The following is a 24151-nucleotide window of genomic DNA, read 5'->3' as shown; positions in this document are numbered from 1 at the left end:
GCGGGCCGGGTCAGCCGAAGTGGGCGCGGGTCTCGGCGAAGGCCAGGTCGGTGCCTTCGAGCGCCTTGGCGACGTCCTCCTCGGTGTGGGCCGCCGACATGAACCAGTTGTGCCACGGGTGCAGGTAGACGCCGTGGCGCAGGCAGGCGTCGCTCCAGTGCATGGCCACCGACAGGTCGGCGTCGCCGTCGAAGCTGAGCCACGGGATGGTCACCGGGCCGGTCTGGTTGACCACGAACCCGTGCGCCTTCGCCTGGGTGTGGAGGCCCTCGCGGAGCTGGGCTCCCGCGCGTTCCATGGCGGCGATGCCGTCGGTGTCGCGCAGCGTCTCGATGGTGGCCTTGGCCGCCGCCATCGCGACCGCGGAGAACCAGAACGAGCCGGTCGAGTACAACGTCTGGGCCGGGCCGCGCAGCGCGTCGGTGCCGGTGACGGCGGCGATCGGGTAGCCGTTGGCCATGGCCTTGGACCAGGCGGTCAGGTCGGGGCGCACCCCGTACGGCTCCCAGGAGCCCCGCAGGTCGATGCGGAACCCGGCGCGCACGTCGTCGATCACCAGCGCCGCGCCGATCCGGTCGGCGAGGGCGCGGGCCCCGCGCGCGAAGGCCGGCTCGACCAGCTCCTGGTCCTCGAACGAGTCGTGCTTGAACGGCGTCACGATGATCGCCGCCACGTCCCCTTCGACGGTGGCCGCGGCGGCCTCCAGCGACTCCAGCGAGTTGTACGCGAACTCCACCAGGTCGGCCCGCTCGTTCGGCGTGGTGCCCGCGGGCGAGGGCGTGCACCAGGGGTCGGCCCCGTGGTACGCCCCGTGCGCCATCATCACCTTGTTCCGGCCGGTGGCGGCCCGCGCGACCATGAGGGCCTGGGTGGTGGCGTCGGTGCCGTTCTTGGAGAACATCGCCCAGTCGGCGCTCGGGATCAGGTCCACGAGCAGCTCGGCCAGCTCCACCATGATCGGGCCGGGGCCGTTGAGGCAGTCGCCGAGCGCGGCCTGGCGGGCGGCGGCCTCCTCCACGCGCGGATGCCGGTGACCCAGCACGACCGGGCCCCAGCTGCACATGAAGTCGATGTACTCGCGCCCGTTCACGTCCCACTGGCGGCAGCCCTCGCCCCGCTCGAAGAACTGGGGGAAGCCGGGGGCGAACAGGGCGGCGTTGAGGTGGCCGTACATGCCGCCGGGGACGACTTTGGCGGCCCGCGCGCGGAGGTCGGCGTCGTTCATCGAAGCATCCTTAGGGTCGAGTCGAGGTCGGTGAGGCCGGCGTCGGAGCCGAGCCCGGTGGCGACGCGGGCGGCGGCGGCCGTGCCCCAGCGGGCGGCGGCGAGGACGTCCTCGCCGTGGAGGAGACCGGTGAGGAAGCCGGCGCAGTACGCGTCGCCGCACCCGGTCGTGTCGACGACCTCGGTCTTGAGCGCCGGCACCCGTTCGGCACCGTCGCCGGTGACGACGAGGCTGCCCTCCTCGCCGAGGGTGACGAGCACGCCGCGCGGGCCGTCGGCCAGCAGGGCGCGGGCGGCCTCCTCGGCGTCCGCGGCCCCGGTCATGAGCCGGGCCTGGGACTCGTTGGGCAGGACGTAGTCCACGTGCGGGAGGAAGGCCCGCGCCATCCCGAGCAGGTCGGGCATCTCCGACAGCAGGTCCATCGTGACGACGGTGCCGGCGGCGCGGATCTCGTCCAGGAGGGCGAAGAAGGCCGGGTCGCCGAGGCCGAACGTGACGTCCATGCCGCCGAGGTGCACGCCCCTGGCGCGGCGCAGCACGTCGGCGTCGAGGTCGGCGGGGACGACGGAGAGGTTCGCGCCGGGGACGTGGAAGCTGGGCCGCCCGCCGTCCGGCCGGATCGGCAGGATCGAGGCGGCGGTGGCCTCTCCTGTCCTGCGCCGCAGGCAGGAGGTGTCGACGCCGCGCTTGGCCAGCACCATGAGGAGGAAGTCGGCGAGTTCGTCGTCGCCGACCGCGCCCATGGTGACCACGTCGTTGCCCAGTTTGACCAGATCCACGGCGGTGCCGGCCGCCGCGCCGGCGGCCGTGAGGCGGATCTGGTCGACCAGCACGGTGTCCTGGCCCTCGGGGATGTGCTCGACGGGCCTGGCGAGAATGTCGACGATGTGGACGCCGACGGTGACGACGGTCATAGTCTAAATAGACAGACGTCCGAATAAAACGTCAAGAGGAGGTTTCGATGCCGAAGATCGTCGATCACGACGAGCGCAGGCGGGAGGTGCTGGCGGCGGCCCGCCGGGTGATCGTGAGGGACGGCATCGACGCCGCGACCACCCGGGCCATCGCCAAGGAGGCCGGCTACTCCAACGGCGTGCTGGCCCACTACTTCGCCGACAAGGACGAGATCCTGCTGTCGGCGCTGCGCCAGTCGCACCAGCGCATCCGCGAGCGGCTGACCGGCAAGGTGGGAGGCGCGAGCGGCCTCGCCGCGCTGCGCGAGCTGCTGCTGGACAACCTGCCGCTGGACGCCGAGCGCACCCAGGAGTCGCGGCTGGAGGTCAGCTTCTGGAGCCGCAGCCTCGCCTCGGAGCGGCTGGCCGGGGTGCAGCGGGCGGAGGCGGACGAGCTGCGCGCCGTCGTACGCGAGCTGCTGGGCCAGGCGCGGGCGGCCGGCGAGCTGCGCGGCGACCATCCGGACGACGGCCTCGACGACCTGGCCGAGCACCTGCTCGCCCTCGTGGACGGGCTCAGCCTGCACCTGCTGCTCTATCCGGACCGGCTGAACCGGGTGGACGTCGAGCGGCTGATGCTGCGCGCACTCGACCGGCTATGACCACGATTGCACTGTATTCGGACGACCGACTAGATTGCGCCCTCATGGACCCTCGCGAACAGCTCTGCGCCTACGGCCGCCGCGCCGTCGAGCTCGGCCTGGTCATCGGCACGTCCGGCAACCTCAGCGTGCGCGAGGGCGACCTCGTCGCGGTCACCCCGTCCGGCGTGGCGCTCGACCGGCTCACGCCCGAGATGTGCCCCCTGGTCGATGTCGAGGGTTACCTGGTGGAGGGCGAGCTGCAGCCCTCCAGCGAGACGCCCATGCACCTGGCGATCTACGCGAGCACCGACGCGCGGGCCGTGGTCCACACGCACTCGGTGTTCGGCACGGTCGTGGCCACGACCATGACCGAGCTGCCGCCGGTGCACTACAACGCGCTGCTGCTCGGCGGCGTGGTCAAGGTCGCCCCTTACGCGACGTACGGCACCGACGAGCTGGCCGCCAACGTGCGTGAGGCGCTGGCCGGCAAGCAGGCCGCGCTGCTCGCCAACCACGGCGGGGTGACCGTCGGGCCCGGCCTGGAGCAGGCGTTCGAGGCCACCCGGCTGCTGGAGTGGCTGTGCGAGGTCTATGTCAGGGGGCTGTCGGTCGGGCGGCCGACCGTCCTCACGGACGAGCAGCTGGCCGCCGTGGTCGAGCGGGCGCTCAACCCGCCGCCGTTCCCCCGGCGCGGCTGAGGCGTGACTGCCGGGCCGATCACTGGGTAGACGCCCGGTCCAGTGTCAGTCGCGAGAAAGGAACGATCATGGCCGGACAGGCCAACTCCCGAGACGTCGTCCAGCGCCCCGACGGCACCTGGGCGGTCACCAAGCCCGGCTCCGAGCGCGCGCTGCACACGGCCGCGACCCAGGCCGAGGCGGTGGAGCGGGCCCGCGAGCTGCTGCACCGCGACGGCGGCGGCGAGCTGCGCGTCCACGGCACCGACGGCAAGGTGCGCGACCAGCGCACCATCGCCCCCGGCAACGACCCCACTCCCCCGAAGGGCTGAGCCCGCCGCTACCCCAGCGCCGCCTTCTCGGCCAGCCCCAGCGGCAGGCCGCCGGAGCCGGCGATGCGGTCGTGGAACTCCTTGAGCGACCCCTGGAACGACTGCCGGATCCGGTCGATCTCGATGGCCCCCGTCAGGTACGAGGGCGCCTGGGTGGGCCAGGCGCAGTAGCGGTTGACCTCCCCCTGGGCGGTCCCCGGCGACAGCGACGCCTTCGTGGCCATGAACGTCTCGGCCTCCTCGATCGACATGTCCTCGCAGTGCAGCGCGGTGTCGACGACGATGCGGGCAGCGCGGAAGATCCGGCAGTCCAGGTGGGCCAGCTCGGTGGCGGGCGTGTCGAAGTAGCCCTGCTCGTGCAGGAGCTTCTCGACGTACAGGGCCCAGCCCTCGCTGAAGTAGGGGGTGCGGAAGACCTTCCTGACCGTGCGCGGGTTGCCCGCCATGTACGACAGGTGCCAGTGGTGGCCGGGGTAGGCCTCGTGGACGGCGATCGAGGGCATCTGGGCCCGTGAGTTCGTCCGCAGCCGCTGGCGCACCTGCTCCTCGGTGAAGTCGTCCGGCGTGTACGGCACGAAGAACACGCCGGTGCGCGAGCCGGCCAGCGGCGGCGGCGCCAGGTAGTGGGCGACGGACAGCACCGGCCGGGTGTACTCGGCCGAGGGCAGCACCAGGCACTCCTCGCCGTCGGCGAAGGTGACCAGGTCGCGCTCGGCGACGAAGGCGCGGGCGCGCAGGGTCTCGGCCTCGTACTCGGCCCGCATGTCGGCGAGGGTGGGCGGGTGGTCGTCCATCAGGGACTCCATGGCCGCCCGCCAGTCCTCGCCGCCGTTCACCCGGACGGCGACCTCGCGCATCCTGGCGTCCAGCTCGGCCCAGGCGGCCTTGCCCTTCTCGTGCAGCTCGGCGGCGCCGTAGCCGAGGAGCTCGCGCTCGCGGAGCAGGGTGGAGTAGAGCTTCTCCCCCATGCGCCAGGTGCCGCCGCACTCGAATCCCTCCAGGAAGGTCACGAGCTCGTCGAAGGCACGGGCGGCGGGCTCGGCGGCCTCGGCCAGCCGGGCGCGCAGCGCGTCGTCCCCGACCATGCCGGGAATGGTGCGGGTGAGGAAGTTGCGGCCGGTCCTGGCCTGGCCGAGGCCGCGCTTGACGAGCAGCGGCGCGGCGAGGTCGGGGTCGAGGTTGGCGCGGCAGGCGGCGAGCACGCCGGGCACCTCGGCCAGCCGGGAGATCGCGGCCGCCACCAGCTCGGGCTCGGGCTTGAGCCGCCGCTGGAACGGGGTGTACATCGCGCCGAAGACCGGCGAGAGATAGACGCCCGGGTCGCGGCGCCACTCGGGCCAGGACGACGCGATCGCGATCGAGCCTCTCAGCTGGGAGAGGACGAGGTCCCTGTCGATCTCGTCGTCGAGGGAGGCGGTGGGGAGCGCCTGCAGCCGCTCGGCCCAGCGGATCTCCTCGCGCTCGCGGGCGGCCCAGGCGGCGGCCGTGAAGTCGCCGAGGGTGTGATCGTAACCGTCCGCCCCAAGGAGGCTGGCGAGCACGGGATGGTCGGAAAAGTACCACTTGAGAAACTCGTCCACCGACGCACCTTATCCTGAGCCAATGCCCCTCCAGATCACTGGCGCGCTCGGCGATCCCGACCTGCTCCGCCTCCCCTGGGACGTCCCACTCGAAGACTGGCCGCAGCACCATCTGGTGGATCTGCCGCGCGGCATCTCCCGGCACATCGTGCGCTTCGCCCGGCTCGGCGGCAAGGTGTACGCGATCAAGGAGATCAGCGAGCGCTACGCCAGGCGGGAGTACCAGCTCCTCTGGGACCTGGCCAGGCTCGACGCGCCGTCGGTCGAGCCGGTCGCGTACGTCACCGGCAGGGACGACGGCCTGGACGCCGCGCTGATCACCCGGCACCTGCAGTTCTCGCTGCCCTACCGCGCGGTCATGTCCGGCACCCTGCGCCCCGACACGCTCACCCGCCTGCTGGACGCCCTGGCCGTGCTGCTGGTGCGGCTGCACCTCAACGGCTTCTACTGGGGCGACTGCTCGCTGTCCAACACGCTCTTCCGGCGGGACGCGGGGGCGTTCGCGGCCTATCTGGTGGACGCCGAGACCGGCGAGCTGCACCCGATGATCAGCGAGGGCCAGCGACTGGCCGACATCGACACGGCCCACACCAACATCTTCGGCGAGATGCTGGACCTGGAGGCCGGCGGGCTGCTGCACCCGTCGATCGACCCCATGGAGACCGCCGAGGACATCGTGGCCCGCTACCACCGCCTCTGGGCCGAGCTCAACGACAGCGAGATCATCGAGGAGCTGGACTGGCACCGCGTGGAGCAGCGCATCCGGCGGCTCAACCTGCTCGGCTTCGACGTGGCCGAGATGATGGTGCGGCGCAAGGTCGGCACCGGCCGGCTCATCGTCCGGCCGAAGGTGGTGGACGCCGGGCACCACCAGCGGCGGCTGCTCAGGCTGACCGGCCTCGACGTCGAGGAGAACCAGGCCAGGCGGCTGCTCAACGACCTCGACGGCTTCCGGGTGGCGAAGGGCCTGCGGCACGAGGACGAGGCCATCGTGGCGCACCGGTGGCTGGCGGAGGTGTTCAACCCGACGGTGGACGCGATCCCGGCCGGGCTGCGCGGGAAGCTGGAGCCCGCGCAGATCTTCCACGAGATCCTCGACCACCGCTGGTATCTGTCCGAGCAGGCGGGCGCTGACGTCGGGCTCGCCACGGCGGCGAAGTCGTACGTGGACAACGTGCTCGTGCACAAGCCCGACGAGAAGGCGCTGCTTCCGGACGAACCGGACGAGTGACCTAGTAGGCGAGTCGACCTAGTAAGCGACGGTGATGCGGGTGCGCGGGTGTGCCCCGCGCTCCAGCTCGTCGGCGACGGCGACCGCGTAGTCCTCGGCCGTGATGAAGCTGCGGCCGTCGGCGTCGGCGAGCAGGTCCTCGCGGCCGATGCGGTAGACGCCGGTGCGCTCGCCGGGCGCGATCTCGGCGGCCGGCGAGATGTAGGTCCAGTCGAGGTCGTCCACCTGGCGGTAGAGGCCAAGGGCCTTCCGCGCGGCCAGCGCCTCATTTTTGTAGACGTCCGGGAAGCCGGGCGTGTCGACCAGGTCGTCGCCCGAGGGCGTCTTGAGGCTGCCCGCGCCGCCGACGGCGATCAGCCGCCGCGTGCCGGCCTCGCGCGCGCCGTCGATGACGGCGCGATTGGCCTCCAGGAACGGGCCCTCCGGGTCGCTGCCGTCGCGCGGCGGCGAGATGGCGAGCACGATCGCGTCGTGCCCCTTGGCCAGGGTGGCGGTGTCGCGGACGTCGCCCTTGACCGGGCCTCCCGAGCGGCTGACGCCGGTGACCTCGTGCCCACGTCCGGTCAGCTCGGCCACGATGCGCTGCCCGATCATGCCGGTCGCGCCAAAGACAAGGATCTTCATGAGGTCAACAGTATCTGTTGGATACTGGTTACTTCATCGTGCTATAAGTACCTTGTGGATACCGGTGACGTATTCGACCCCCAATGCCCGACCCGCGTGGTTCTGGACCGTATCGGCGACAAATGGTCGATGCTGGTGCTGCTCAGCCTCCGCGACGGGCCGATGCGCTTCACCCAGTTGCGCACCAGGATCGGCGGCGTCACGCCGAAGGTGCTCACCCAGACCCTGCGGGCGATGGAGCAGGACGGGCTGCTGACGCGGGAGGTGTTCGCCGAGGTCCCGCCGCGGGTGGAGTACACGCTGACGGGGCTCGGGCGCTCGCTGCACGGGCCGCTGTCGGTGGTGGCCGAATGGGCCGAGCAGAACGTCGCGGAAATCCTCCGCTGCCGCGAGAAATTCTCGTAAATCGTATATTTATCTGCACTGGTGTTGTTTTTCTCCGCCATCGCCGTACAAAACATTAACTCCAGCAACTGATCACGCTTCGCGGCGGTTCCGTACCTCTACGCTGTCTCCGTCCCACCGATGGCGAGGGAGGTACCGTGCTCGGGATCGACACCTGCCTGGCGGAGGTCATGGCCATACCAGGCGCGCTGGACGCCATGCTGGTCGACCACACCAGCGGCATGGCCGTGGCCTTCAGCCAGGCGTCCGGCGTCGAGGCCGACCGCTCCGCCGCCGCGCTCACCGAGGCGCTGCGCGCCACCTCCGACGGGCTGGCCCGCACCTGTCCCGGCGACGTCGTACGCATCGACGACATGATGGTCACCACGGACAAGGGCCACCATCTGCTCCGGCTGATGGAGACCGTCTTCGAGGGGCCGCTCGTCATCTACGTACGCCTCGACCTGGAGCGAGCCAACCTCGCCCTGGCCAGGCACCGCCTCCAGTCCATCGCCGGCCGTCTGACGACGTGAGCCATGACGAAGCTGGACTCCCTCCTCGCCGGGCTCGCCCGAGAGCGCTCGACGGGCGCGCTGCGGGTCGGCCGGAGCGGCACCATCTTCCTGTCGGACGGGCGCGTGACGTACATGGAGTGCGCCCAGACCCCGAGCCTCGAACGGCTGCTCACCGCCAGGGGACGGATGTCGGAGGCGGCCCTGCGGGGCGCGCAGTCCGACGGCGGCTGCGACCGGCTGCTGCGCGAGGGCTCGATCACCCAGGGAGAGCTCCAGTACGCCGTGCTCGGCGTGGTGCTCGACGCGGCCTTCTTCCTGCTGCCGATGAGCGGGACGCGGCCGAAGTTCCGCCCCGGCGAGGAGCACTGGCTGGGCGGGCAGTGGTTCTTCGACGTGGCGGGGCTGGTGCGCGAGTGCGCCAGGCGGCGGGCCCAGCTCGCGGGGATCTGGCCCTCCGCCGACGTCGACACCAGCCCGGTGCGCCCGGCCACCGCCCTGGCCGGGCACGGGGTGACGCTCGACCGGGTCCAGTGGGAGGTGCTCGTCCGGGCCGACCGGCGGGCGACCCCGCTGGAGCTGGCCAAGCAGATCGGGCGGTCGGGCTACTCGGTGCTGCTGGCGGTGCGCCGGCTGGCCGCGGCCGGCCTGCTGTGCCCGCCGGATCCGCCCGGCCAGGATCCGGACCCGCCTTCCGCGGAGGACGAGCGGACGCTGCCCAGGCGGGCCCGCGGCGAGCTGCCGCGCCCGCCCCACCATCCGGAGGCCCCGCGGCTGCCCGCCGGGCCGCCCGTCACGGGGGACCCGACCGATATAGCGCTGCTGTTGCGGCTGAAGAAAGCGCTAGAGGAGCTGTCGTGAGGTTTCCCTCACTCAGGAGGAGGCCACGGGTGGAACCGACGCACGAGGTCCTGGAGGAGATGAGGCTCCTGCGCGAGCGCACGCCGGACGTGCGCGGGAGCGTCGCCTGCACCGTGGACGGCCTGCAGGTGGCCTGCGACCTGCCCGAGGAGATCGGCGAGCAGGCGGCGGCCCTCGCGGCGGCCCTGCTCGCCATGAGCAGGCGCATGCTGATCATGACGCAGCACGGCGCCTTCGAGGAGACGCTGATCTCCGGCACCGCCGGCTTCGTGGCCTTCTACGCCGCCGGCCCCACCGTCGTCCTCACAGTCCTGGCCGGACCCGGCGCGAACGTCGGGCTCCTGCGGCTGGAGGGCAGGAAGACGGCCGCCGCCGTGGCGGCCGTCGCAGCACACAAGCAGTGAACCCGGCAGAGAAGGAGGAGTCATGGCGGGCATGGACGTCTCTCTCAAGGAGATGATGACCATCGACGGCGCGGTCGGAGCGGCGGTCGTCGACTACGGCAGCGGCATGGCGCTGGGCACCCTCGGCGGATCGAAGGACCTGGACCTCCAGGTCGCCGCCGCGGGGAACACCGAGGTCGTCAAGGCCAAGCTGCGCACGATGGACTCGCTGGGCCTCAAGGACAGCATCGAGGACATCCTCATCACCCTGGGGGGCCAGTACCACATCATCCGCCCCATCACCGGACGCGGCGGCAAGGGGCTGTTCCTCTACCTCGCCCTCGACCGCGCCCGGGCCAACCTCGCCATGTCCCGGCACCAGCTCCGGGCCATCGAGGAGAAGCTGGAGGTCTGACCACCTGCGCGGCCCGCGCCGGGGGGCGCGGGCCGCGGCGCGTTCAGGCGGTGGTGAGCTTGGTGATCTCGGCCACGAGGTCGGGCCAGAGCGCGCGGGGCAGGTCGTGCCCCATGCCCGGGTACGTCACCAGGCGGGCGCCCGGGATGGCCGCCGCGGTGGCCTGGCCGCCCGCCAGGGGGACGAGCTGGTCGGCCTCGCCGTGCACCACCAGGGTGGGCACCTCCAGCCGGCCGAGCGCCTCGACGCGGCTGCCCGAGGCCATGATGGCGGCGAGCTGCCGGCCGGTGCCCGCCGGGTCGAAGCAGCGGTCGTAGGCGAGGCCGGCGAGGGTGGTGACGCGCTCGTGGTCCAGCTCGTAGCCGGGCGAGCCGATCACCGACCAGGTCCGTACGGCCTGCTCCAGCACGCCGTCACGGTCGGCGGGGGGCCGGGCCATGAGGATCGCGGAGGCCTCCGCGGTCGGCGGCGCGACCTCCGGACCGGGGGTGGACATGATCGAGGTGAGGGTCAGCACGCGCTCCGGGTGGCGGATGGCCAGCGTCTGGGCGATCATCCCGCCCATCGACGCGCCCACGATGTGGGCCTGTGGCCAGCCGAGAGCGTCCATGAGGCCGGCGGTGTCGTCGGCCATGTCGTCCAGCAGGTACGGCGGAGCCGCGCCAGGGCCGGACACCCCAGCCTCGTCGAAGTGGGTGGAGAGCCCCGCGTCGCGGTTGTCGAACCGGACGACGTGGTGTCCCTGCTCGGCCAGGAGCTCGCAGAGCCCTTCGTCCCAATGGATGAGCTGGGCGCCGAGACCCATGATGAGGAGCAGCGGGCGGCCTCCGGGGGCGCCGAAGCTCTCGTAGGCGATGTCGATGCCGTTGGCGGTTACGCGGGTCGTCACCGGGCCAGAATCTCATTCTGGTCCGGTGACGTAAAGCGTCAGGGCCGAGGTCAGCCCTTGATCAGGCGCCGGAGCCGAGTGCCGGCCACCACCACGGCCCCGCCGCCCAGGGCCAGGACGAACCACAGCACGGCGCCTCTCACGCCGGTGCTCACCTGCTCGGACTCGGCCGCGGGGGCGGGCACGGTCCGGCCGGCGGCGAGCTCGACGGCCGCGCCGCCGGAGGAAGCGCCGGCCTGGTTCTGCGTCTTGGCCTGGGGTGCGACCGCCGTCTTCTCCACGGTCCTCGCCGGCTGCGCGGTCTGCGTCGTCTTCGGCTTCTCGGCGACCTTCGGGGGCTCGGCCGGGTTGTTGTCGCGGCGCGACCAGGCGCCGGTGGAGAAGGGCACCGGGTAGTTCTTCTTGCCGACGCCGGGGCCCCACTTGGTGATGACGTAGTCGACCTTGATGTGGCCCTGGCCGCCGTTGCCGTCCACGTACAGCGTGGAGGGGTTGAACCTGCCGCCGGTCAGCTCGGCGAACGTCTTGGCGTCCAGGTCGAGCATGATGCCCGAGTTGGAGGGCACGCCGGGGCCGCGGTCACCCACGAAGAAGGGCATCTTCTTGCCCTTGTACATCACGTAGCCCTCGGTCAGCAGGGGCCAGCTCGGGCTGGCGGCCAGGCCCTTCTGCATGGGCTTGCCGCTGGCCGGCAGGCCCGTGTCCCCGGCCCGGCCGGAGGCGTCGTCCCAGAAGTAGGAGGCCGTGGTCGAGCCCTTGAGCAGGATCTTCTCGTCGGTGTCGGCGTGGGCGGGGGTGGATACGGCGGTGAGCGCGCCGAACGAGCAGGCGGCGAGCACGGCGCAGGAACGCAGGCCAAAGCGGGGAGACATGAAGCAGTGAGTCCTTTGCGAGGGGACAGGGACACGCGCTCAGGGGAGAAAGGCGCAGCCAGGGGTGAGCACCTGACGGGGGAGGCTGCGCGGAGCGCGGAAAAGAGCCTGGGGTGAAGGGCCGCTCAGCCGGCGGCCGGCACTACGCTCTCGGGAATCTCGACCGGTGGGGAGCCGGCGTCCGGGGGTGTGACGCGGTACGACATGCGGGGGTCCTCTCCATCACGCCTACCGGGTTAGCTGACGGGTTCGGGCGAGGAGATGCCCTACCGGCGTGCTGCCGGATTCACCCCAACGAAGTGGGTCCCCGGTTCCCGAGTGGTTCGGGATTCGGCTGGTTGAATGGCAAGACTAAACCACGCACGCCGGGACGAACGCAAACGAATCGTCATGAATCGGACAAAAGATCTACCTGGCCGCGCGCAAAGAAAAGAGGGACGCGGAATAACCGCGCCCCTCTGGACCTGCCGGAACTGTCTGACTCAGCCGCCGCTCTTGCGCCTGAAGGATCGCTTGTTCGCGGCCGGGCCGTGCGTGCCGTGGATCTTCGACGGATCGCCGCCCCTGCCACCCGCGCCGCCGGCCGCCTGCTGGCCGCGCTTGCGCTCAAGCGCCTCGCGGAACTTGCGCTTCATCTCGTCCTCGGGAGTTTCGCTGACTTCCGGCTCCGGTGATTCCGCCATTGAGGACCTCCATGGTGTTGGGACACCCCCAGCTTCGCACGGGGTCCCTTACGACGCGAAACCGGCGTCAATCTTGGTCTGCGGTACGGCCGGCAACTCCAGCCGCCGTCCCGGCATGGCCGCCAGCGCCACCAGGGCGATCACCGCCCCGGCCACGCCGATCGACGGCACGGCGACGGCCGCGGCGGAGGCGTGCGCGGCGGCGAGGCCCTGCGCCGGAGCCTCCGCCGTGACCGTGGAGGTGTAGAGCGCGCCGCCCACGGCCAGCGCCACGGAGCCGCCGATCTGGCGGAAGAAGGTGAGGTTGGCCGAGGCGGTGCCGAGGTACGCGGGCGGCAGCGCCTGCTGGACGGCCACGGTCAGCCCCGACAGCATCGGCCCCATGCCCAGCCCGATGAGCAGCATCCACCCGGCGAGCGCCAGGCCGCCGGTGTCCAGGGCGAGGTTGACGCAGAGCAGGGTGCCGGCCGCGAGCAGGAACGGCGAAGCCAGCAGCCAGGGCTTGTAGACCCTGGTACGGGACATCAGCAGGCCCATGACGCCGCTGCCCACGACCATGGCCAGCGTCATGGGGTAGATCCGCAGGCCCGACTCGGTGGCGCCGGCGCCCAGCGCCTCCTGGAAGTAGCGCGGCAGGAAGACGACCCCGGCGTACAGGCAGAACGCGGTGACGAAGGAGGTGACGTTGACCAGCGTGTACGTCCGGTTGCCGAACAGGTGCATCGGCATCATCGGGTTGGCCGCCCGCCGCTCCACCGCCACGAACGCGGCGAGCCCGGCCAGCGCCAGCAGGATCGGCCCCGCCACGGGCGCGTCGGTCCAGGTGTGGCCGTCGAGCCCCTTCTCCGTCAGCCCCACGAGCAGGGCGGTGATGGCCACGGTGAAGACGGCGATGCCCGCGTAGTCGGGACGCCCGCCGCCGCCGGTGCCCGGCCTCCAGGGCAGGCGCAGCGCCACGATCGCGATCACCACCGCGCCGAGCGGCACGTTCACGTAGAAACCCCAGCGCCAGCTCGCCTGGTCGGTGAACACCCCGCCGAGGAACGGCCCCGCCAGGTACGCCAGCGCCATCACGCCGCCGAGCGCCCCCTGGGTGCGCGCGCCGCGCGGGCTGCCGGGCGGGAACATCTCCAGCACCAGGGCGAGCGACAACGGCACCAGCGCGCCCGCGCCGAGCCCCTGGAGCGCGCGGAAGGCGATGAGCTGCGTCATGTCCTGGGCCAGTCCGCACAGGGCCGAGCCCGCCACGAACACCACCATCCCGACCAGCAGCAAGGGCTTCCTGCCGTGCTGGTCGGACAGCCTGCCGTAGAGCGGCACCGTGACCGTCGAGGTCAGCAGGTAGGCCGTCACCACCCACGTGTAGAGCTCGCCGCCGCCCAGCTCGCCGACGATGCGCGGCAGCGCCGTGCCGACGATCGTCTGGTCGAGCATCGCGAGGAACATGCCGCCGAGCGCGGCCACGAGGACGAGCGTGCTGCCGTCCCGCGTCTTCATGTCATTAGTCACATGTGAAGATTGATATGTAAGTTCTTACATGTCAAGTCTTCGATAAGCTGACGGCCATGTCCCTGCGGATGGCGCTCCTGGGGCTGCTCTCGGTGAAAGGCCCGGCGAGCGGCTACGACCTGGCGAAGAAGTTCGAGATCTCGCTCAACCACGTCTGGCAGGCCGGGCACACGCAGATCTATCCGGAGCTCGTGAAGATGGCGGCCGACGGGCTGGTCGACGCCGGCTCCGAGGGCGCGAGGGGGCGCAAGACGTACACGATCACCCCCGAGGGGACGCGGCGGCTCCACGAGTGGATGATCGAGCACGCGGCGGTGGGCGTGACGCGGAGCGAGGTCGCGCTCCAGGCGTTCATGCTGCCGCTGCTCGGCCGGGACGACGCGATCGCGGTGATGGAGCGGATCCGGGCCGGGTTCCAGAGGCGGCTGGCGACGCTGGAGAGCCAGTCCCCCGCCTCGTTCGGGGCGTACGCGCTGAGGCTTGGGCTGGCGCAGACGCGGACCAGTCTCCAGTGGGCCGACGAGGTCCTGGCGGAGCTCAGGGATTCGGCCGGGTAAAAGGACAACGTTCTGCTCGTGGTGTTGCGTTGATGGTCCGCCGGAAACAAATCCCGACATGGTGGACATATCACCTGGACAGCCATGAGCATCCTGGGGCTGGACCTGGCCGTGGATCTGGGGGCCGCGCGCACCCGGATCTACGTCAAGCGCAAGGGCATCGTCCTGGACGAGCCCTCCGCCGTCGTCCGCGACGCCAGGACAGGCAAGATCGTGGAGTACGGCGCGGAGGCCGACCCCGCGAGCGGCCACGAGACCTGCTGGCCCGTCAGCGCCGGCCTGCCGGCCGACGGGGAGCTGACCCGGCGGCTGATCAGGCACTTCCTGCGCAAGGTGCACCGGAGGCCCTTCGCGATCCGTCCGCGCCTGGTCATGGCGCTGCCGGAGGGCGCCACGTCCATCGACAGGGCGGCCCTCCGGGACGTGGCCTACGACGCCGAGGCCCGCGGGCTCCTGCTCGTCCCGCACGGGCTCGCGGCGGCGCTGGGCGCGGGCGTCCAGGTGCGGGACGGCACCGGGCGGATGGTCATCGACATCGGGCGGGACGTGGCCCGCGTGGCCGTCCTGTCCCACGGCGCGGTGGTGGCCTCGGCGACGGTGCCCTTCGGGGGCCGGGCCATGAACCTCGCCATCGTCCGCATGGTCGAGCGCGAGCACGGGCTGCTGCTCGACGAGGCCGAGGCGGAGGAGGCCAAACGCCGGGCCGGCACCGACTGGAAGCCGTTGCAGCGGCACGTGACGGTCGAGGGGCGGGACGCCGAGACCGGCCAGGAGCGGGCCGTGTCGCTGCCCGTGCAGCTCATCTACGAGGCGACGCGGCAGCCGGTCGAGGCCATCGTGCGGGCCGCCGTCGGGACCGTCGAGGGATGCCCTCCCGAGCTGGTGGCCGACCTCGGGGAGCGCGGCGCGGTGCTGGTGGGGGGCGGCGCGCTGCTGCGCGGCCTGGGCCGGCGGCTGCGCGCGGCGCTGTACATGCCGGTGCGGCGGGCGGAGCGGCCCCTGTACTCGGTGGCGCTCGGGCTCGGCCGGTGCGTGGAGGACCAGCACCTGGTGAGCCGGCTCAAGTCGATCATCCATTGATCCCGCGCGGCCTGCCGGAGGCGCGAGGCCTCCGGTAGGGTCCGGAGCATGCGTACCCGCCGATACGCAGCCTCCGTGGCGCTCGCCTGCGCCGCGGCGATCAGCGCGTGCACGGCGGGCCGCGGCCTCCCGACGCTCGACGAGGCCACCAGCCGGCTCGCCGCCGACGCCGACCTCCTCCTGCGCTCCTCCAGCCTGCGTCGCTCCGCGCCACAGCACATCGACGACGGCTCCTGCGCGCCCGGCGAGGTGCGCGCGTCGCTGCGCGCGGAGAGCGAGCGGGTGGACGCCTCCTCCGGCCTGCGGGAGAAGCTCCAGGCCATGGGGTACGCCGAGATCGCCGACGACCTGGACCTGCGCGACGGGCACCAGGACGTGACGGTGCTGCGCGACCCGAGGACGTTGCTGACCTTCGAGCTGACGGTCGCCCGCGGCACGGGCGTCCGCCTGGTCGGCTCGACCACCTGTTACGCGGCCTCCTAGCACGACAGCGAAAACCCCCACGAACGCCGTCAAGGCGGTGAGCGGATCGGTGCGACGACCGGCCGCCGCGGCGTGAACGTTTCATCGCACGCCACCGCGCGCTTGTCACCGGGTCATGCCTGGTGGGGGCGTCCCGGCGGGCCGGCGGGGGCCACCACAGGCGGGGGCGGGCGCTTGACGGATGCGGCCGCGAGGTATTTGCTCCGCCACACACCACCACCCCAGCAGCCCACGCGGAAGGAGCGCCGCATCGGGCCGCGAAATGTTAGCGCTAACAACACGTCAGGAGGCTCCCTTGACCCCTATCGATTCGGCCCCCGTCCGGACGGCGGGCCCGCGCGCCTGGAGACGCGGCTGCGCCGCCGCATTCACGGCCCTGGCGCTCGTCCTGGCCACCCTGGCGACGGGGGCGGGCACCGCCGCCGCCGAGTCCAACGGCGGGACGCGGGTCATGCCGCTCGGCGACTCCATCACCGAGGGCACCCAGGTGCCGGGCGGGTACCGGATCGGGCTGTGGCAGCGCCTGCTCGGCGGCCGGTACATGGTCGACTTCGTCGGCTCGCAGTTCAACGGGCCCGCCGGCCTGGGCGACCACGACCACGAGGGCCATCCGGGCTGGCGGATCGACCAGATCGACGCGAACATCGCCGGCTGGCTGCGCTCGTACACGCCGCGCACGGTGCTGCTGCACATCGGCACCAACGACGTCCTGCAGAACTACAACCTGGCCGGCGCGCCGCAACGGCTGTCCACGCTGATCGACCGCATCACCGCGGGCGCGCCGAACGCGGACGTCCTCGTCGCGACGATCATCCCGCTGTCCAACTCCGGTCAGGAGTCGGCCGCCCGCACCTTCAACGCGGCGATCCCCGGCATCGTCCAGAGCAAGGTGAGCGCCGGCAAGCGCGTCCGCCTGGTCGACATGCACAGCAAGCTCACCACCGCCGACCTGATCGACGGCATCCACCCCACCGCCGGCGGCTACGACAAGATGGCCGCCGCCTGGTACGCCGCGCTGCAGTCGGCGCCCGGCAGCATCGGCGAGCCCGGCGACCCCGGCTCCACGGCCGGCGCGATCAGGGGCGTGGGCTCGGGCCGCTGCCTCGACGTGGTCGGCGCCGCGCAGGCGAACGGCACGCCGGTGCAGATCTACGACTGCAACGGCCAGGCCAACCAGCGCTGGGAGGCCACCGGCGCGGCCGAGCTGCGGGTCTACGGCGGCAAGTGCCTGGACGTGTCCGGCCGCGGCACCGCGGACGGCACCCAGGTGTTGATCTGGGACTGCAACGGCCAGAACAACCAGCAGTGGCGCTTCAACGCCGACGGCAGCATCACCGCGGTCGGCGCGAACAAGTGCCTGGACGTGCCCAACTACTCCACGGCCAACGGCGTCAGGCTCCAGATCTGGTCCTGCAACGGCGCCGCCAACCAGCGCTGGACCCGCACCTGACCGCTTGACGTAACCGGACCGTGGTCCATATAGTTCTCGCAACTAACCGGACCACGGTCCGATACTGTCGAGAAAGAGGTGCTCCCATGCCGAAGCTCCTGCACGTCTCCGCCTCCCCGCGCGGCGAGAACTCCGATTCGCTGCGCATCGCCCGCACGTTCACGGACGCCTACCGCGACGCCCACGAGGGCGACGAGATCGAGCACTGGGACCTGTGGGACGGCTCCCTGCCGGACTTCGCCGCCGGCGCGCGCGCCAAGATGACCGTCTTCGGCGGCGGCGAGCCGCAGGGCGAGGAGGCCGCGGCGTGGGCCGCAGCCCGGCGCGCGTTCGAGCGCTTCGCCTCCGCCGAGCGGCTGCTGTTCAGCGTCCCGATGTGGAACGGATCGGTGCCGTACGTGCTCAAGCAGCTCATCGACGTCGTCAGCCAGCCCGGCTGGATCTTCGGCGTCGACCCGGAGAAGGGCTACAGCCACCTGCTGGAGGGGCGCGGCACCCGCGTCGCCGTCGTCTACACCAGCGCCGTGTGGGGGCCGGGGCTCGGCCCGGAGTTCGGCAGCGACTTCCAGTCCACGTACTTCACCGACTGGCTGCGCTGGACCGGCCTGACCGACATCAGCGAGATCCGCTTCCACCCCACGCTCACCGGCGACCGTGACGAGACGCGCCGGCAGGCCGAGGCGCACGCCCGAGAGCTGGCCAAGGGCTTCTGATGGCTCTTGGCGAGGAGGGGCTGCGGCTGATCCGCCGCTACGGCGCCGCCGAGCACTGGCTGGCGGTCCTGGTGACCACCCGCGCGGACGGCGAGCCGTCCGTGAGCGTGGTCAACGCGGGCGTGCTGCCGCACCCGGTCAGCAGGGAGACGGTGGTCGCGTTCGTGGCGCGCGGCGGCACGGCCAAGCTCGCGAACCTGCGCGCCCTGCCGCGGGCCACGCTCGTGTTCCGGTCGGGCTGGGAATGGGCGGCGGTCCGCGGGCCGGTCGAGCTGGCCGGCCCGGACGACCCGCTGCCCGGCCTCGGCCCGGCCGCGCTGCCCGCGCTGCTGCGCGACATCTACCACGCGGCCGGGGGCGAGCATCCCGACCTCGGCGCGTACGACCGGGCGATGGCCGCCGAGCGACGGGCCGCCGTCCTGCTGCGCCCGGAGCGCTTCACCACCAACCCGCCGGGCACCGAGCACCAGGAGCACCCATGACGGACGACCTCGCACCCGCCGCGCCGCCGGTCGCGGCGGGCACCATCCAGATCTGGTCCGACCTGCTGTGCCCGTTCGCCTACGTCGGGCTGATCTGGCTGCGCCGAGCCCGCGCACGGCTCGGGCTCGACGGCCGGGTCAGGGTCGAGCACCGCGTTTTCCCCCTCGAACTGTTCAACGGCCCGCACCCCCGGCGCGGCACCGACACCGAGGCCGTCGGGCTCGGGCAGATCGAGCCCGACGCGAACTTCCGCGTCTGGACCGCCCCCGACGACCTCTACCCCCACACCGTGCTCCTGGCCGCCGAGGCCGTGCACGCCGCGAGCGCGCAGAGCCTGGAGGCAGGGGAGGAACTGGACCTCGCGCTGCGCCAGGCGTTCTGGACGCACTCCCGCTCGATCAGCCACCGCCAGGTCGTCCTGGACGTCGCCGCCGGGGTGCCGGGCGGGGTCGTGGACGTGGCCGCGCTGCGCGCCGCCCTCGACGACGGCCGCCACCGCGCCGACGTCATGCGGGACTTCGCGATCTCCGGCACCGACGCGATCACCGGCAGCCCCACGCTGCGCTTCGCCGACGAGACGAGCGCGCACAATCCCGGCATCAGCGTCTCCTGGCAGGGGCCGTGGGCGGCCGGCTTCCCGGTCGTGGACTCCTTCGACGCCGGCGCCTACGACGACCTGCTCAAGCGCGCGGCCCGGTGAGCGGCGGGCTCGTGCTCAAGCGAGTGGTGGTGGGGGTGCTCGCCACCAACTGCTGGATCCTGCACGCGCGCGGCGACCGCCGGGCCCTGGTCGTCGACCCGGGGGACGAGCCGGGCCGGATCCTGGTCGCGGCCCGGGGGCTCGACGTGGTGGCCGTGCTGCTCACGCACGCCCATTTCGACCACGTGCTGGCCGTGCCGGACCTGGCCGCCGCGTGGCGGGTCCCCGTCCTGGCGCACCCGGCGGACGCGCCGGTGTGGCCGCACGAGGTCGCCGCCGCGCGGCGCGCCGGCCACTGGGACGCGGGCACCGCGACCGCCGAGCTGCTGGCCCGCGATCCGGCGTCCCTGGCCTTCCCCGCCGGGGCGGTGTTGTGGGACGGCGCGGTCACGCCGGTGGCGGACGGCGAGATCCTGCGGGTGGGGCCGCTGGAGGTGCGGATGCTGCACACCCCCGGGCACACGCCCGGCGGCGTGTCGCTCGCCGTGGACGGGCACCTGCTCACCGGCGACACGCTCTTCCCCGGCGGCCCCGGCCTCACCGGGCCGCCGCTGTCGGACTTCCCGGCGATCATCCGGTCCGTACGCCGGCTGCTGGACCTGCCGGGGACGACCCGCGTCCACCCCGGCCACGGCCCTGACACGACGGTCGCGGCGGAACGCCCTCACCTGGAGTCGTGGGTCGCCCGCGGCTGGTGAGAGACCGACTCCACGAGGCAGGTCACGGCGGCGGCGGCGCGGCCGGGGCCGTACTCGGCCCGCAGCACCCCCGTCACCTCCGCGCTCACGGCCGCCAGGAGGGCGTGGGCCAGCGGCTCGGCGTCGGCGTCCGGACGGGCCTCGGCCAGCAGGATGGCGACGTGGCGGTGCCAGAACCGGTAGGCGCCGATGCGGAACCTGGCGCCGGGGCTGGCGGTCTCGGACATCCTGACCAGGTCCAGGTGCCCGAGCACGTACTCCAGGTAGGCTGCGAAGAAGGCGGCCAGCCGGTCGCGGGCGGGCGCGCCCGGCCCCAGCGGCGGCGATCCGGACAGGATGCGTTGCTGCAGGTCGCGTTCGCGCTCGTCGAGCAGTGCCGCCGCGAGCCCCGACTTGTCGCCGAAGCGGCGGAAGAGCGTGCCCTTGCCCACCCCGGCCTCGGCGGCGACGGCGTCCATGGAGACCGACTCCACGCCCTTCTCGGCGAACAGCCTGGCCGCGGCGGCCAGCACCTTACGCCGGTTGCGGGCCGCGTCCGCGCGCTCCTTGGGCGGCCGCGCGCCCAGCATCTCCAGCTCCTCCATGTAAGCGGACTGTAGTCCACTTTTGTGCCGGCGCGCAACGCTTCTACGGGGTGGAAAGGGCCTCGGTCGGTGAGAGGCGCGAGGCGCGTACGGCCGGATAGAGGCCCGCCACCGCGCCGATCGCCAGTGTGGCCGCGAGGCCGCCCGCCGTCGCCCAGACGGGCACCACCGGAGGCCAGCCGCTGTAGAGCGCGTACCCGATGGTCACGGCCGTGCCCAACAGGACGCCGCCGGCCCCGCCGAGCAGCGACAGGAGCAGCGACTCCGCCAGGAATTGGGTGCGGATCTGCCCCCTCGTCGCCCCCAGCGAGCGGCGCAGGCCGATCTCGGCCCGGCGTTCCAGGACGGAGATGACCATCGTGTTGGCCACGCCGACCCCGCCCACCAGCAGCGCCACCGCGCCCACGCCCAGCAGGAGGCCGGCGAACGCCTGACTGGTGGCCTGCTTGGCGGCCAGCGCGTCGGACGGGCGGGAGACGTCCACCTCGTTCGGCGCCTCCGGATTGGCGGTGCCGGGCAGGACCTCGCGCACTGCCTCCAGCCCGGCCTCCTCCGCGCGGGTGTAGAGGGTCGTCGGATGGCCGTCGAAGCCCAGCCGCTCCTCGGCGACCGGCCAGCCGACCAGCACGCCGTTGTCGAGGTCGGTGGCGAGGGCCACCGGGTTCAGCACGCCGACCACGGTGAAGCGCACCCCGCCGACGACGACCTGCGTGTCCGGTCCTGCCGCGCCGACGCCGAGCCGCCGCGCCGACGACGCGCCGAGCACGGCCGCGGGAAGGCGTTCGGTGGCCGCGTTGAGCCAGGTGCCGTCGCGCAGGGTCGCGCCGATCGTGGCGGGCAGGTCGAGGCGGGCCGCGTACGTGCTGAGCCCGCCGGTCTGGACCTCGGGGATTCGCTCCGAGCGGTAGACCTTCGCCTCCGGGATCTTGCCGACGGACGAGACCGCCTGCACCGGCCCGACGCGCTCGATCATGGCCTCGGACTCCACCGGCAGCCGCGCCGCCTCCCCCGTCAGCGTGGCGCCGGCGGAGACGGTGAGCAGGTTGGTGCCGAGGGCGGAGAGCGTACGGTCCAGCTCGGCCCCGGAGGAGGACGAGAGCCCGACCACGCCCACCATGGCCGCGATCCCGATGGCGATGCCCAGCGCAGACAGGAACGCCCGCAGCGGGCGGGTGCGCAGGCCGACCGCGCCGACCCGCACGACGTCCCCGGGCCGCATCCTGGCGGGCGCCGGCGGCGTCCTCACCGGCATCGGCCGCGTCCTTTCCTGCGCGGGCCCGGGAGGCTCCAGGGCGCTCATCGGGTCACCCGCCCCTCCGTCGCGAGGACGCCTGCGGCCGAGTCGGCGACGATGCGGCCGTCGCGCATGCTCACCTGCCGGGGCAGGCTGCCCGCGATCTCGTGGTCGTGCGTGATGATCACGATGGTCGTGCCGGCCGCGTTGAGCTCGTGCAGCAGCTCCATCACGCCCGCCCCGGACACCGAGTCCAGCGCGCCGGTCGGCTCGTCGGCCAGCAGGAGCGGCGGCTCGCCGGCCACCGCGCGGGCGATGGCGACCCGCTGGCGCTCCCCGCCGGACAGCTCGTGCGGCTCGTGGTCCAGGCGATGCCCCAGCCCCACGCGCTCCAGCGCCTCGGCGGCCCTGCGGCGGCGTTCCGACCGGCGCAGGCCCGTGTAGATGAGCCCGTCGGCCACGTTGTCCAGCGCCGGGACCCTGGCGGCCAGGTGGAAGTGCTGGAAGACGAAGCCGATCGTGGTCGCGCGCAGCGCCGAGAGCCGGCCGTCCGAGAGCGCCGCCACGTCGTGGCCGTCGAGCCGGACGGCGCCGGAGGTCGGCCGGTCGAGGGTGCCGACGACGTTGAGCAGCGTGGACTTGCCCGACCCCGACGGGCCCACGACCGCGACCAGCTCGCCGTGCTCGACGCGCAGCGACACCGACCGCAGCGCCGCCACCCCGCCGGGGTAGGCGCGGGACACCTCCGTCAGGGCGATCATCGGGTACGTCATCGCGGCATCCCCACCGTCATGCCCTCACGCAGCCCCTCGCCCTCGACCTCGACCCGCCCGCCGGAGAACAGGCCGGTCTCGACGGCGACGTACCGGGCCGAGCCGCCCTCGACGACCTGCAGGCCGAACCCGCCCTCCCGCAACGCGACCAGCGCCGCGACCGGCACGGTGAGCACGTTCTCGCGCCGCGAGGCGGTGAAGGTCACGTCCACCGCCGCCCGATCCAGGCCCTTGGCGGCCTTCACGGCCTTCGCGGACGTGAGGGCGACCAGGGCCTCGACCCGGGTCTCGGGGTCGGCCCCCTGGCCCTCGCCCGGCTTGATGACCGTGGCGACCTCGGTGACCTTGCCCGGCACCGTCGTGCCGTCGGGCAGCGTGACCCGGACCTTGGCGCCCTTCCGCGCCATCCGCTGGTCCTCGGCGTCCAGCTCGGCGGTGACGACCTTGGACGTTCCGGTGTAGGTCAGGATCTTCTGGCCCGGCTGGGCCGGCTGGCCCTTCTCGGCCTCCAGGCTCTCCACGCGCACCTTCCCCGGCGCGAACACGACCCGCCCCAGCTCCACCACCCCGGTCTCCTCCAGGCCGCGGTCGGCCTGCCATTCCCTGACGGCCGCGGCCGTGCCGTAGGTGTACTCGTCGTCCACGGTGAAGCCGTCGTAGCCGAGGCGGCGGAGGTTGCGCTCCAGGTTCTCGACGTCCGAGCCCTCCGTGCCGACCCTGAGGTCGCGGTAGGCGGGCGTGTCGCCGTACATGAGGGTCACGGGCTCGTCGTCCACCCGGTAGAGCGAGCGGCCACGGGCGATCCGCGCGCCGCTCGCGGGCAGCCAGGTGATCGTGCCCGGCTTTCTCGCCACGGCGCCGGTGACCGGGCCGTGGCCGAGCTCGCCGTCGGCGTCCACGGTGTCGTCGAGGGTCTGCCTGGTCACCGTGGCGGTGGCCGGGGGCAGGATCGCGGCTGTGCCGGTCGGGCCGGCCCCGCCCGCCAGCGGGCCGGCGGCGTTGAACGTGACGAACGCCCCGCCCGCGGCGGCCAGCACGACCAGCAGCCCGGCGAACAGGCGGCCTCTCATCCCAGACCTCCCATGCCGGCCTCGGCCATCTCCTTCTGGCACTTCTCCTGGGCGGTCTTGAAGTCGGGGTCCTCGCCGACGTCGCGGGTGATGCGCATCATGCCGCCGTCGGGGTCCGGGAACTTCTCGACGCCGTTGTCCCGCATGCACTGCGCCGCCTTGCGCAGCGCCTCGGCGCGCTTGGGATCGCCGCCGCCCTTGAGCTGGCCGCCCGGGGCCCACTGCTTGCACGCCTGTGCGGCCTGGTCGACCTTCTCCTTCGGCGTGCCGGGACCGATCCTCATCGTGACGCCCTTGCCCGGCTCGGGGTCGGGCATGTCGATGCCGTGCTCGCGCATGCACTGGGCGTACTTGATGCCCTTGTCCTGCGGATCGGCGCTCGGCGGCGCGCTGGTCGCGGCCTGGGTGCCGGTGACCGACGCCACCTCGGAGCCGCCGCCTCCGCCGGCCGCGCAGCCGGTCAGGAGCAGGGCGAACACGACGGGCGCGGCGGCCAGGGCACTGCGGGCTCGTCCTCGCATGAGTGGTCTCCCCCATCTGGTTGGTACGTCATGTAGGTCTTCGATGGGAGATGCAATAGGCCGGGCTGTTTCCTCCGCGTTTCCTGGTGTC

30 protein-coding genes and 1 riboswitch are annotated in these 24151 nt (G+C 72.6%); of the genes, 17 read left to right on the top strand and 13 right to left on the bottom strand.

Going from position 1 to position 24151, the window contains the following annotated elements:
* Positions 1–10: 10 nt before the first annotated feature.
* Positions 11–1225, bottom strand: a complete 1215-nt coding sequence (locus ABD292_RS09220) for an aminotransferase class III-fold pyridoxal phosphate-dependent enzyme (protein WP_344206642.1) — start codon at positions 1223–1225, stop codon at positions 11–13.
* Positions 1222–2139 (bottom strand): carbohydrate kinase family protein, encoded by a 918-nt coding sequence (locus tag ABD292_RS09215; RefSeq protein WP_344206641.1) that lies wholly within the window; start codon positions 2137–2139, stop codon positions 1222–1224. Before ABD292_RS09215 ends, ABD292_RS09220 begins: the two co-directional genes overlap by 4 nt.
* Before the next feature lie 47 nt (positions 2140–2186).
* Here ABD292_RS09215 and ABD292_RS09210 point away from each other — a divergent pair, with 47 nt between their 5' ends.
* The 3 genes from ABD292_RS09210 (at position 2187) to ABD292_RS09200 (ending at position 3771) form a co-directional block, all read left to right on the top strand.
* Positions 2187–2780 carry a TetR/AcrR family transcriptional regulator gene (locus tag ABD292_RS09210; RefSeq protein ID WP_344206640.1) on the top strand — a complete coding sequence of 198 codons (594 nt, stop codon included), beginning with the start codon at positions 2187–2189 and terminating at the stop codon, positions 2778–2780.
* Positions 2781–2824: 44 nt separating this feature from the next.
* Positions 2825–3460: a class II aldolase/adducin family protein gene (locus ABD292_RS09205; protein ID WP_344206639.1), complete on the top strand. Its 636-nt coding sequence runs from the start codon at positions 2825–2827 to the stop codon at positions 3458–3460.
* A 68-nt stretch (positions 3461–3528) separates the two neighbouring features.
* Positions 3529–3771 carry a DUF2188 domain-containing protein gene (locus ABD292_RS09200; protein WP_329590856.1) on the top strand — a complete coding sequence of 81 codons (243 nt, stop codon included), beginning with the start codon at positions 3529–3531 and terminating at the stop codon, positions 3769–3771.
* An 8-nt stretch (positions 3772–3779) separates the two neighbouring features.
* On the opposite strand, the gene ABD292_RS09195 is transcribed toward ABD292_RS09200, so the two are convergent.
* On the bottom strand, positions 3780–5351 hold the full coding sequence (locus tag ABD292_RS09195) for a DUF885 domain-containing protein (protein WP_344206638.1): 1572 nt from the start codon (positions 5349–5351) through the stop codon (positions 3780–3782).
* Positions 5352–5373: 22 nt separating this feature from the next.
* On the opposite strand from ABD292_RS09195, the gene ABD292_RS09190 reads away from it, so the two are divergent.
* Positions 5374–6582, top strand: coding sequence for a DUF4032 domain-containing protein (locus tag ABD292_RS09190; protein WP_344206637.1), 1209 nt, complete (start codon positions 5374–5376; stop codon positions 6580–6582).
* An 18-nt stretch (positions 6583–6600) separates the two neighbouring features.
* On the opposite strand, the gene ABD292_RS09185 is transcribed toward ABD292_RS09190, so the two are convergent.
* On the bottom strand, positions 6601–7206 hold the full coding sequence (locus ABD292_RS09185; RefSeq protein WP_344206636.1) for an NAD(P)-dependent oxidoreductase: 606 nt from the start codon (positions 7204–7206) through the stop codon (positions 6601–6603).
* 96 nt (positions 7207–7302) lie between these two features.
* Between ABD292_RS09185 and ABD292_RS09180 the strand changes: the two genes are divergently transcribed.
* The 5 genes from ABD292_RS09180 (at position 7303) to ABD292_RS09160 (ending at position 9761) form a co-directional block, all read left to right on the top strand.
* On the top strand, positions 7303–7611 hold the full coding sequence (locus ABD292_RS09180) for a winged helix-turn-helix transcriptional regulator (RefSeq protein WP_344206635.1): 309 nt from the start codon (positions 7303–7305) through the stop codon (positions 7609–7611).
* A gap of 137 nt (positions 7612–7748) precedes the next feature.
* A complete protein-coding gene (locus ABD292_RS09175) occupies positions 7749–8123 on the top strand; it encodes a roadblock/LC7 domain-containing protein (protein ID WP_344206634.1) in 375 nt (124 codons plus the stop codon).
* Between the two features lie 3 nt (positions 8124–8126).
* Positions 8127–8963: a hypothetical protein gene (locus ABD292_RS09170; protein ID WP_344206633.1), complete on the top strand. Its 837-nt coding sequence runs from the start codon at positions 8127–8129 to the stop codon at positions 8961–8963.
* Between the two features lie 29 nt (positions 8964–8992).
* On the top strand, positions 8993–9367 hold the full coding sequence (locus ABD292_RS09165; protein WP_344206632.1) for a roadblock/LC7 domain-containing protein: 375 nt from the start codon (positions 8993–8995) through the stop codon (positions 9365–9367).
* Between the two features lie 22 nt (positions 9368–9389).
* On the top strand, positions 9390–9761 hold the full coding sequence (locus ABD292_RS09160; protein ID WP_091078105.1) for a hypothetical protein: 372 nt from the start codon (positions 9390–9392) through the stop codon (positions 9759–9761).
* 43 nt (positions 9762–9804) lie between these two features.
* On the opposite strand, the gene ABD292_RS09155 is transcribed toward ABD292_RS09160, so the two are convergent.
* From ABD292_RS09155 to ABD292_RS09140, 4 genes are all read right to left on the bottom strand, one after another.
* Positions 9805–10650, bottom strand: a complete 846-nt coding sequence (locus ABD292_RS09155; protein ID WP_344206631.1) for an alpha/beta fold hydrolase — start codon at positions 10648–10650, stop codon at positions 9805–9807.
* A 50-nt stretch (positions 10651–10700) separates the two neighbouring features.
* Positions 10701–11522: a hypothetical protein gene (locus ABD292_RS09150; RefSeq protein ID WP_344206630.1), complete on the bottom strand. Its 822-nt coding sequence runs from the start codon at positions 11520–11522 to the stop codon at positions 10701–10703.
* Between the two features lie 210 nt (positions 11523–11732).
* Positions 11733–11868, bottom strand: a riboswitch (cyclic di-AMP (ydaO/yuaA leader).
* A gap of 136 nt (positions 11869–12004) precedes the next feature.
* The gene (locus ABD292_RS09145; RefSeq protein WP_329590838.1) at positions 12005–12205 is read right to left on the bottom strand and encodes a DUF5302 domain-containing protein; all 201 of its coding nucleotides are present in this window, start codon (positions 12203–12205) and stop codon (positions 12005–12007) included.
* Positions 12206–12253: 48 nt separating this feature from the next.
* A complete protein-coding gene (locus ABD292_RS09140) occupies positions 12254–13714 on the bottom strand; it encodes an MDR family MFS transporter (RefSeq protein WP_344206629.1) in 1461 nt (486 codons plus the stop codon).
* Between the two features lie 56 nt (positions 13715–13770).
* Between ABD292_RS09140 and ABD292_RS09135 the strand changes: the two genes are divergently transcribed.
* From ABD292_RS09135 to ABD292_RS09100, 8 genes are all read left to right on the top strand, one after another.
* Entirely contained in the window at positions 13771–14271 is a 501-nt protein-coding gene (locus tag ABD292_RS09135) for a PadR family transcriptional regulator (protein ID WP_344206628.1), read from the top strand.
* 84 nt (positions 14272–14355) lie between these two features.
* Complete coding sequence (locus ABD292_RS09130) at positions 14356–15351, top strand: rod shape-determining protein (protein WP_344206627.1); 996 nt, start codon at positions 14356–14358, stop codon at positions 15349–15351.
* A gap of 48 nt (positions 15352–15399) precedes the next feature.
* Positions 15400–15834 (top strand): hypothetical protein, encoded by a 435-nt coding sequence (locus tag ABD292_RS09125; protein ID WP_344206626.1) that lies wholly within the window; start codon positions 15400–15402, stop codon positions 15832–15834.
* A gap of 295 nt (positions 15835–16129) precedes the next feature.
* Positions 16130–17284, top strand: a complete 1155-nt coding sequence (locus ABD292_RS09120; protein WP_344206625.1) for a lectin — start codon at positions 16130–16132, stop codon at positions 17282–17284.
* An 86-nt stretch (positions 17285–17370) separates the two neighbouring features.
* Complete coding sequence (locus tag ABD292_RS09115; RefSeq protein WP_344206624.1) at positions 17371–17997, top strand: FMN-dependent NADH-azoreductase; 627 nt, start codon at positions 17371–17373, stop codon at positions 17995–17997.
* The gene (locus ABD292_RS09110; protein WP_344206623.1) at positions 17997–18479 is read left to right on the top strand and encodes a pyridoxamine 5'-phosphate oxidase family protein; all 483 of its coding nucleotides are present in this window, start codon (positions 17997–17999) and stop codon (positions 18477–18479) included. The genes ABD292_RS09115 and ABD292_RS09110 overlap by 1 nt, the downstream gene beginning before the upstream one ends.
* Entirely contained in the window at positions 18476–19180 is a 705-nt protein-coding gene (locus ABD292_RS09105) for a DsbA family oxidoreductase (protein ID WP_344206622.1), read from the top strand. The genes ABD292_RS09110 and ABD292_RS09105 overlap by 4 nt, the downstream gene beginning before the upstream one ends.
* Entirely contained in the window at positions 19177–19878 is a 702-nt protein-coding gene (locus ABD292_RS09100) for an MBL fold metallo-hydrolase (RefSeq protein ID WP_344206621.1), read from the top strand. The genes ABD292_RS09105 and ABD292_RS09100 overlap by 4 nt, the downstream gene beginning before the upstream one ends.
* Here ABD292_RS09100 and ABD292_RS09095 read toward each other — a convergent pair.
* Genes ABD292_RS09095 through ABD292_RS09075 form a run of 5 tightly spaced genes read right to left on the bottom strand, consistent with a single transcriptional unit; the run spans position 19845 to position 24060 of the window.
* The gene (locus ABD292_RS09095; protein WP_344206620.1) at positions 19845–20462 is read right to left on the bottom strand and encodes a TetR/AcrR family transcriptional regulator; all 618 of its coding nucleotides are present in this window, start codon (positions 20460–20462) and stop codon (positions 19845–19847) included. The genes ABD292_RS09100 and ABD292_RS09095 overlap by 34 nt on opposite strands.
* Positions 20463–20505: 43 nt before the next feature.
* A complete protein-coding gene (locus ABD292_RS09090; protein ID WP_344206619.1) occupies positions 20506–21714 on the bottom strand; it encodes an ABC transporter permease in 1209 nt (402 codons plus the stop codon).
* A gap of 44 nt (positions 21715–21758) precedes the next feature.
* Entirely contained in the window at positions 21759–22469 is a 711-nt protein-coding gene (locus tag ABD292_RS09085) for an ABC transporter ATP-binding protein (protein WP_344206618.1), read from the bottom strand.
* Entirely contained in the window at positions 22466–23539 is a 1074-nt protein-coding gene (locus ABD292_RS09080) for an efflux RND transporter periplasmic adaptor subunit (RefSeq protein WP_344206617.1), read from the bottom strand. The genes ABD292_RS09085 and ABD292_RS09080 overlap by 4 nt, the downstream gene beginning before the upstream one ends.
* Positions 23536–24060 carry a hypothetical protein gene (locus tag ABD292_RS09075; protein WP_344206616.1) on the bottom strand — a complete coding sequence of 175 codons (525 nt, stop codon included), beginning with the start codon at positions 24058–24060 and terminating at the stop codon, positions 23536–23538. The genes ABD292_RS09080 and ABD292_RS09075 overlap by 4 nt, the downstream gene beginning before the upstream one ends.
* Positions 24061–24151 lie beyond the last annotated feature (91 nt).

It is taken from the genome of Nonomuraea bangladeshensis (genome assembly GCF_039529455.1).
GTDB lineage: Bacteria > Actinomycetota > Actinomycetes > Streptosporangiales > Streptosporangiaceae > Nonomuraea > Nonomuraea bangladeshensis.
Note: the sequence above shows the minus strand (reverse complement) of the source record. Positions and strands in the feature narration are given on the sequence as shown.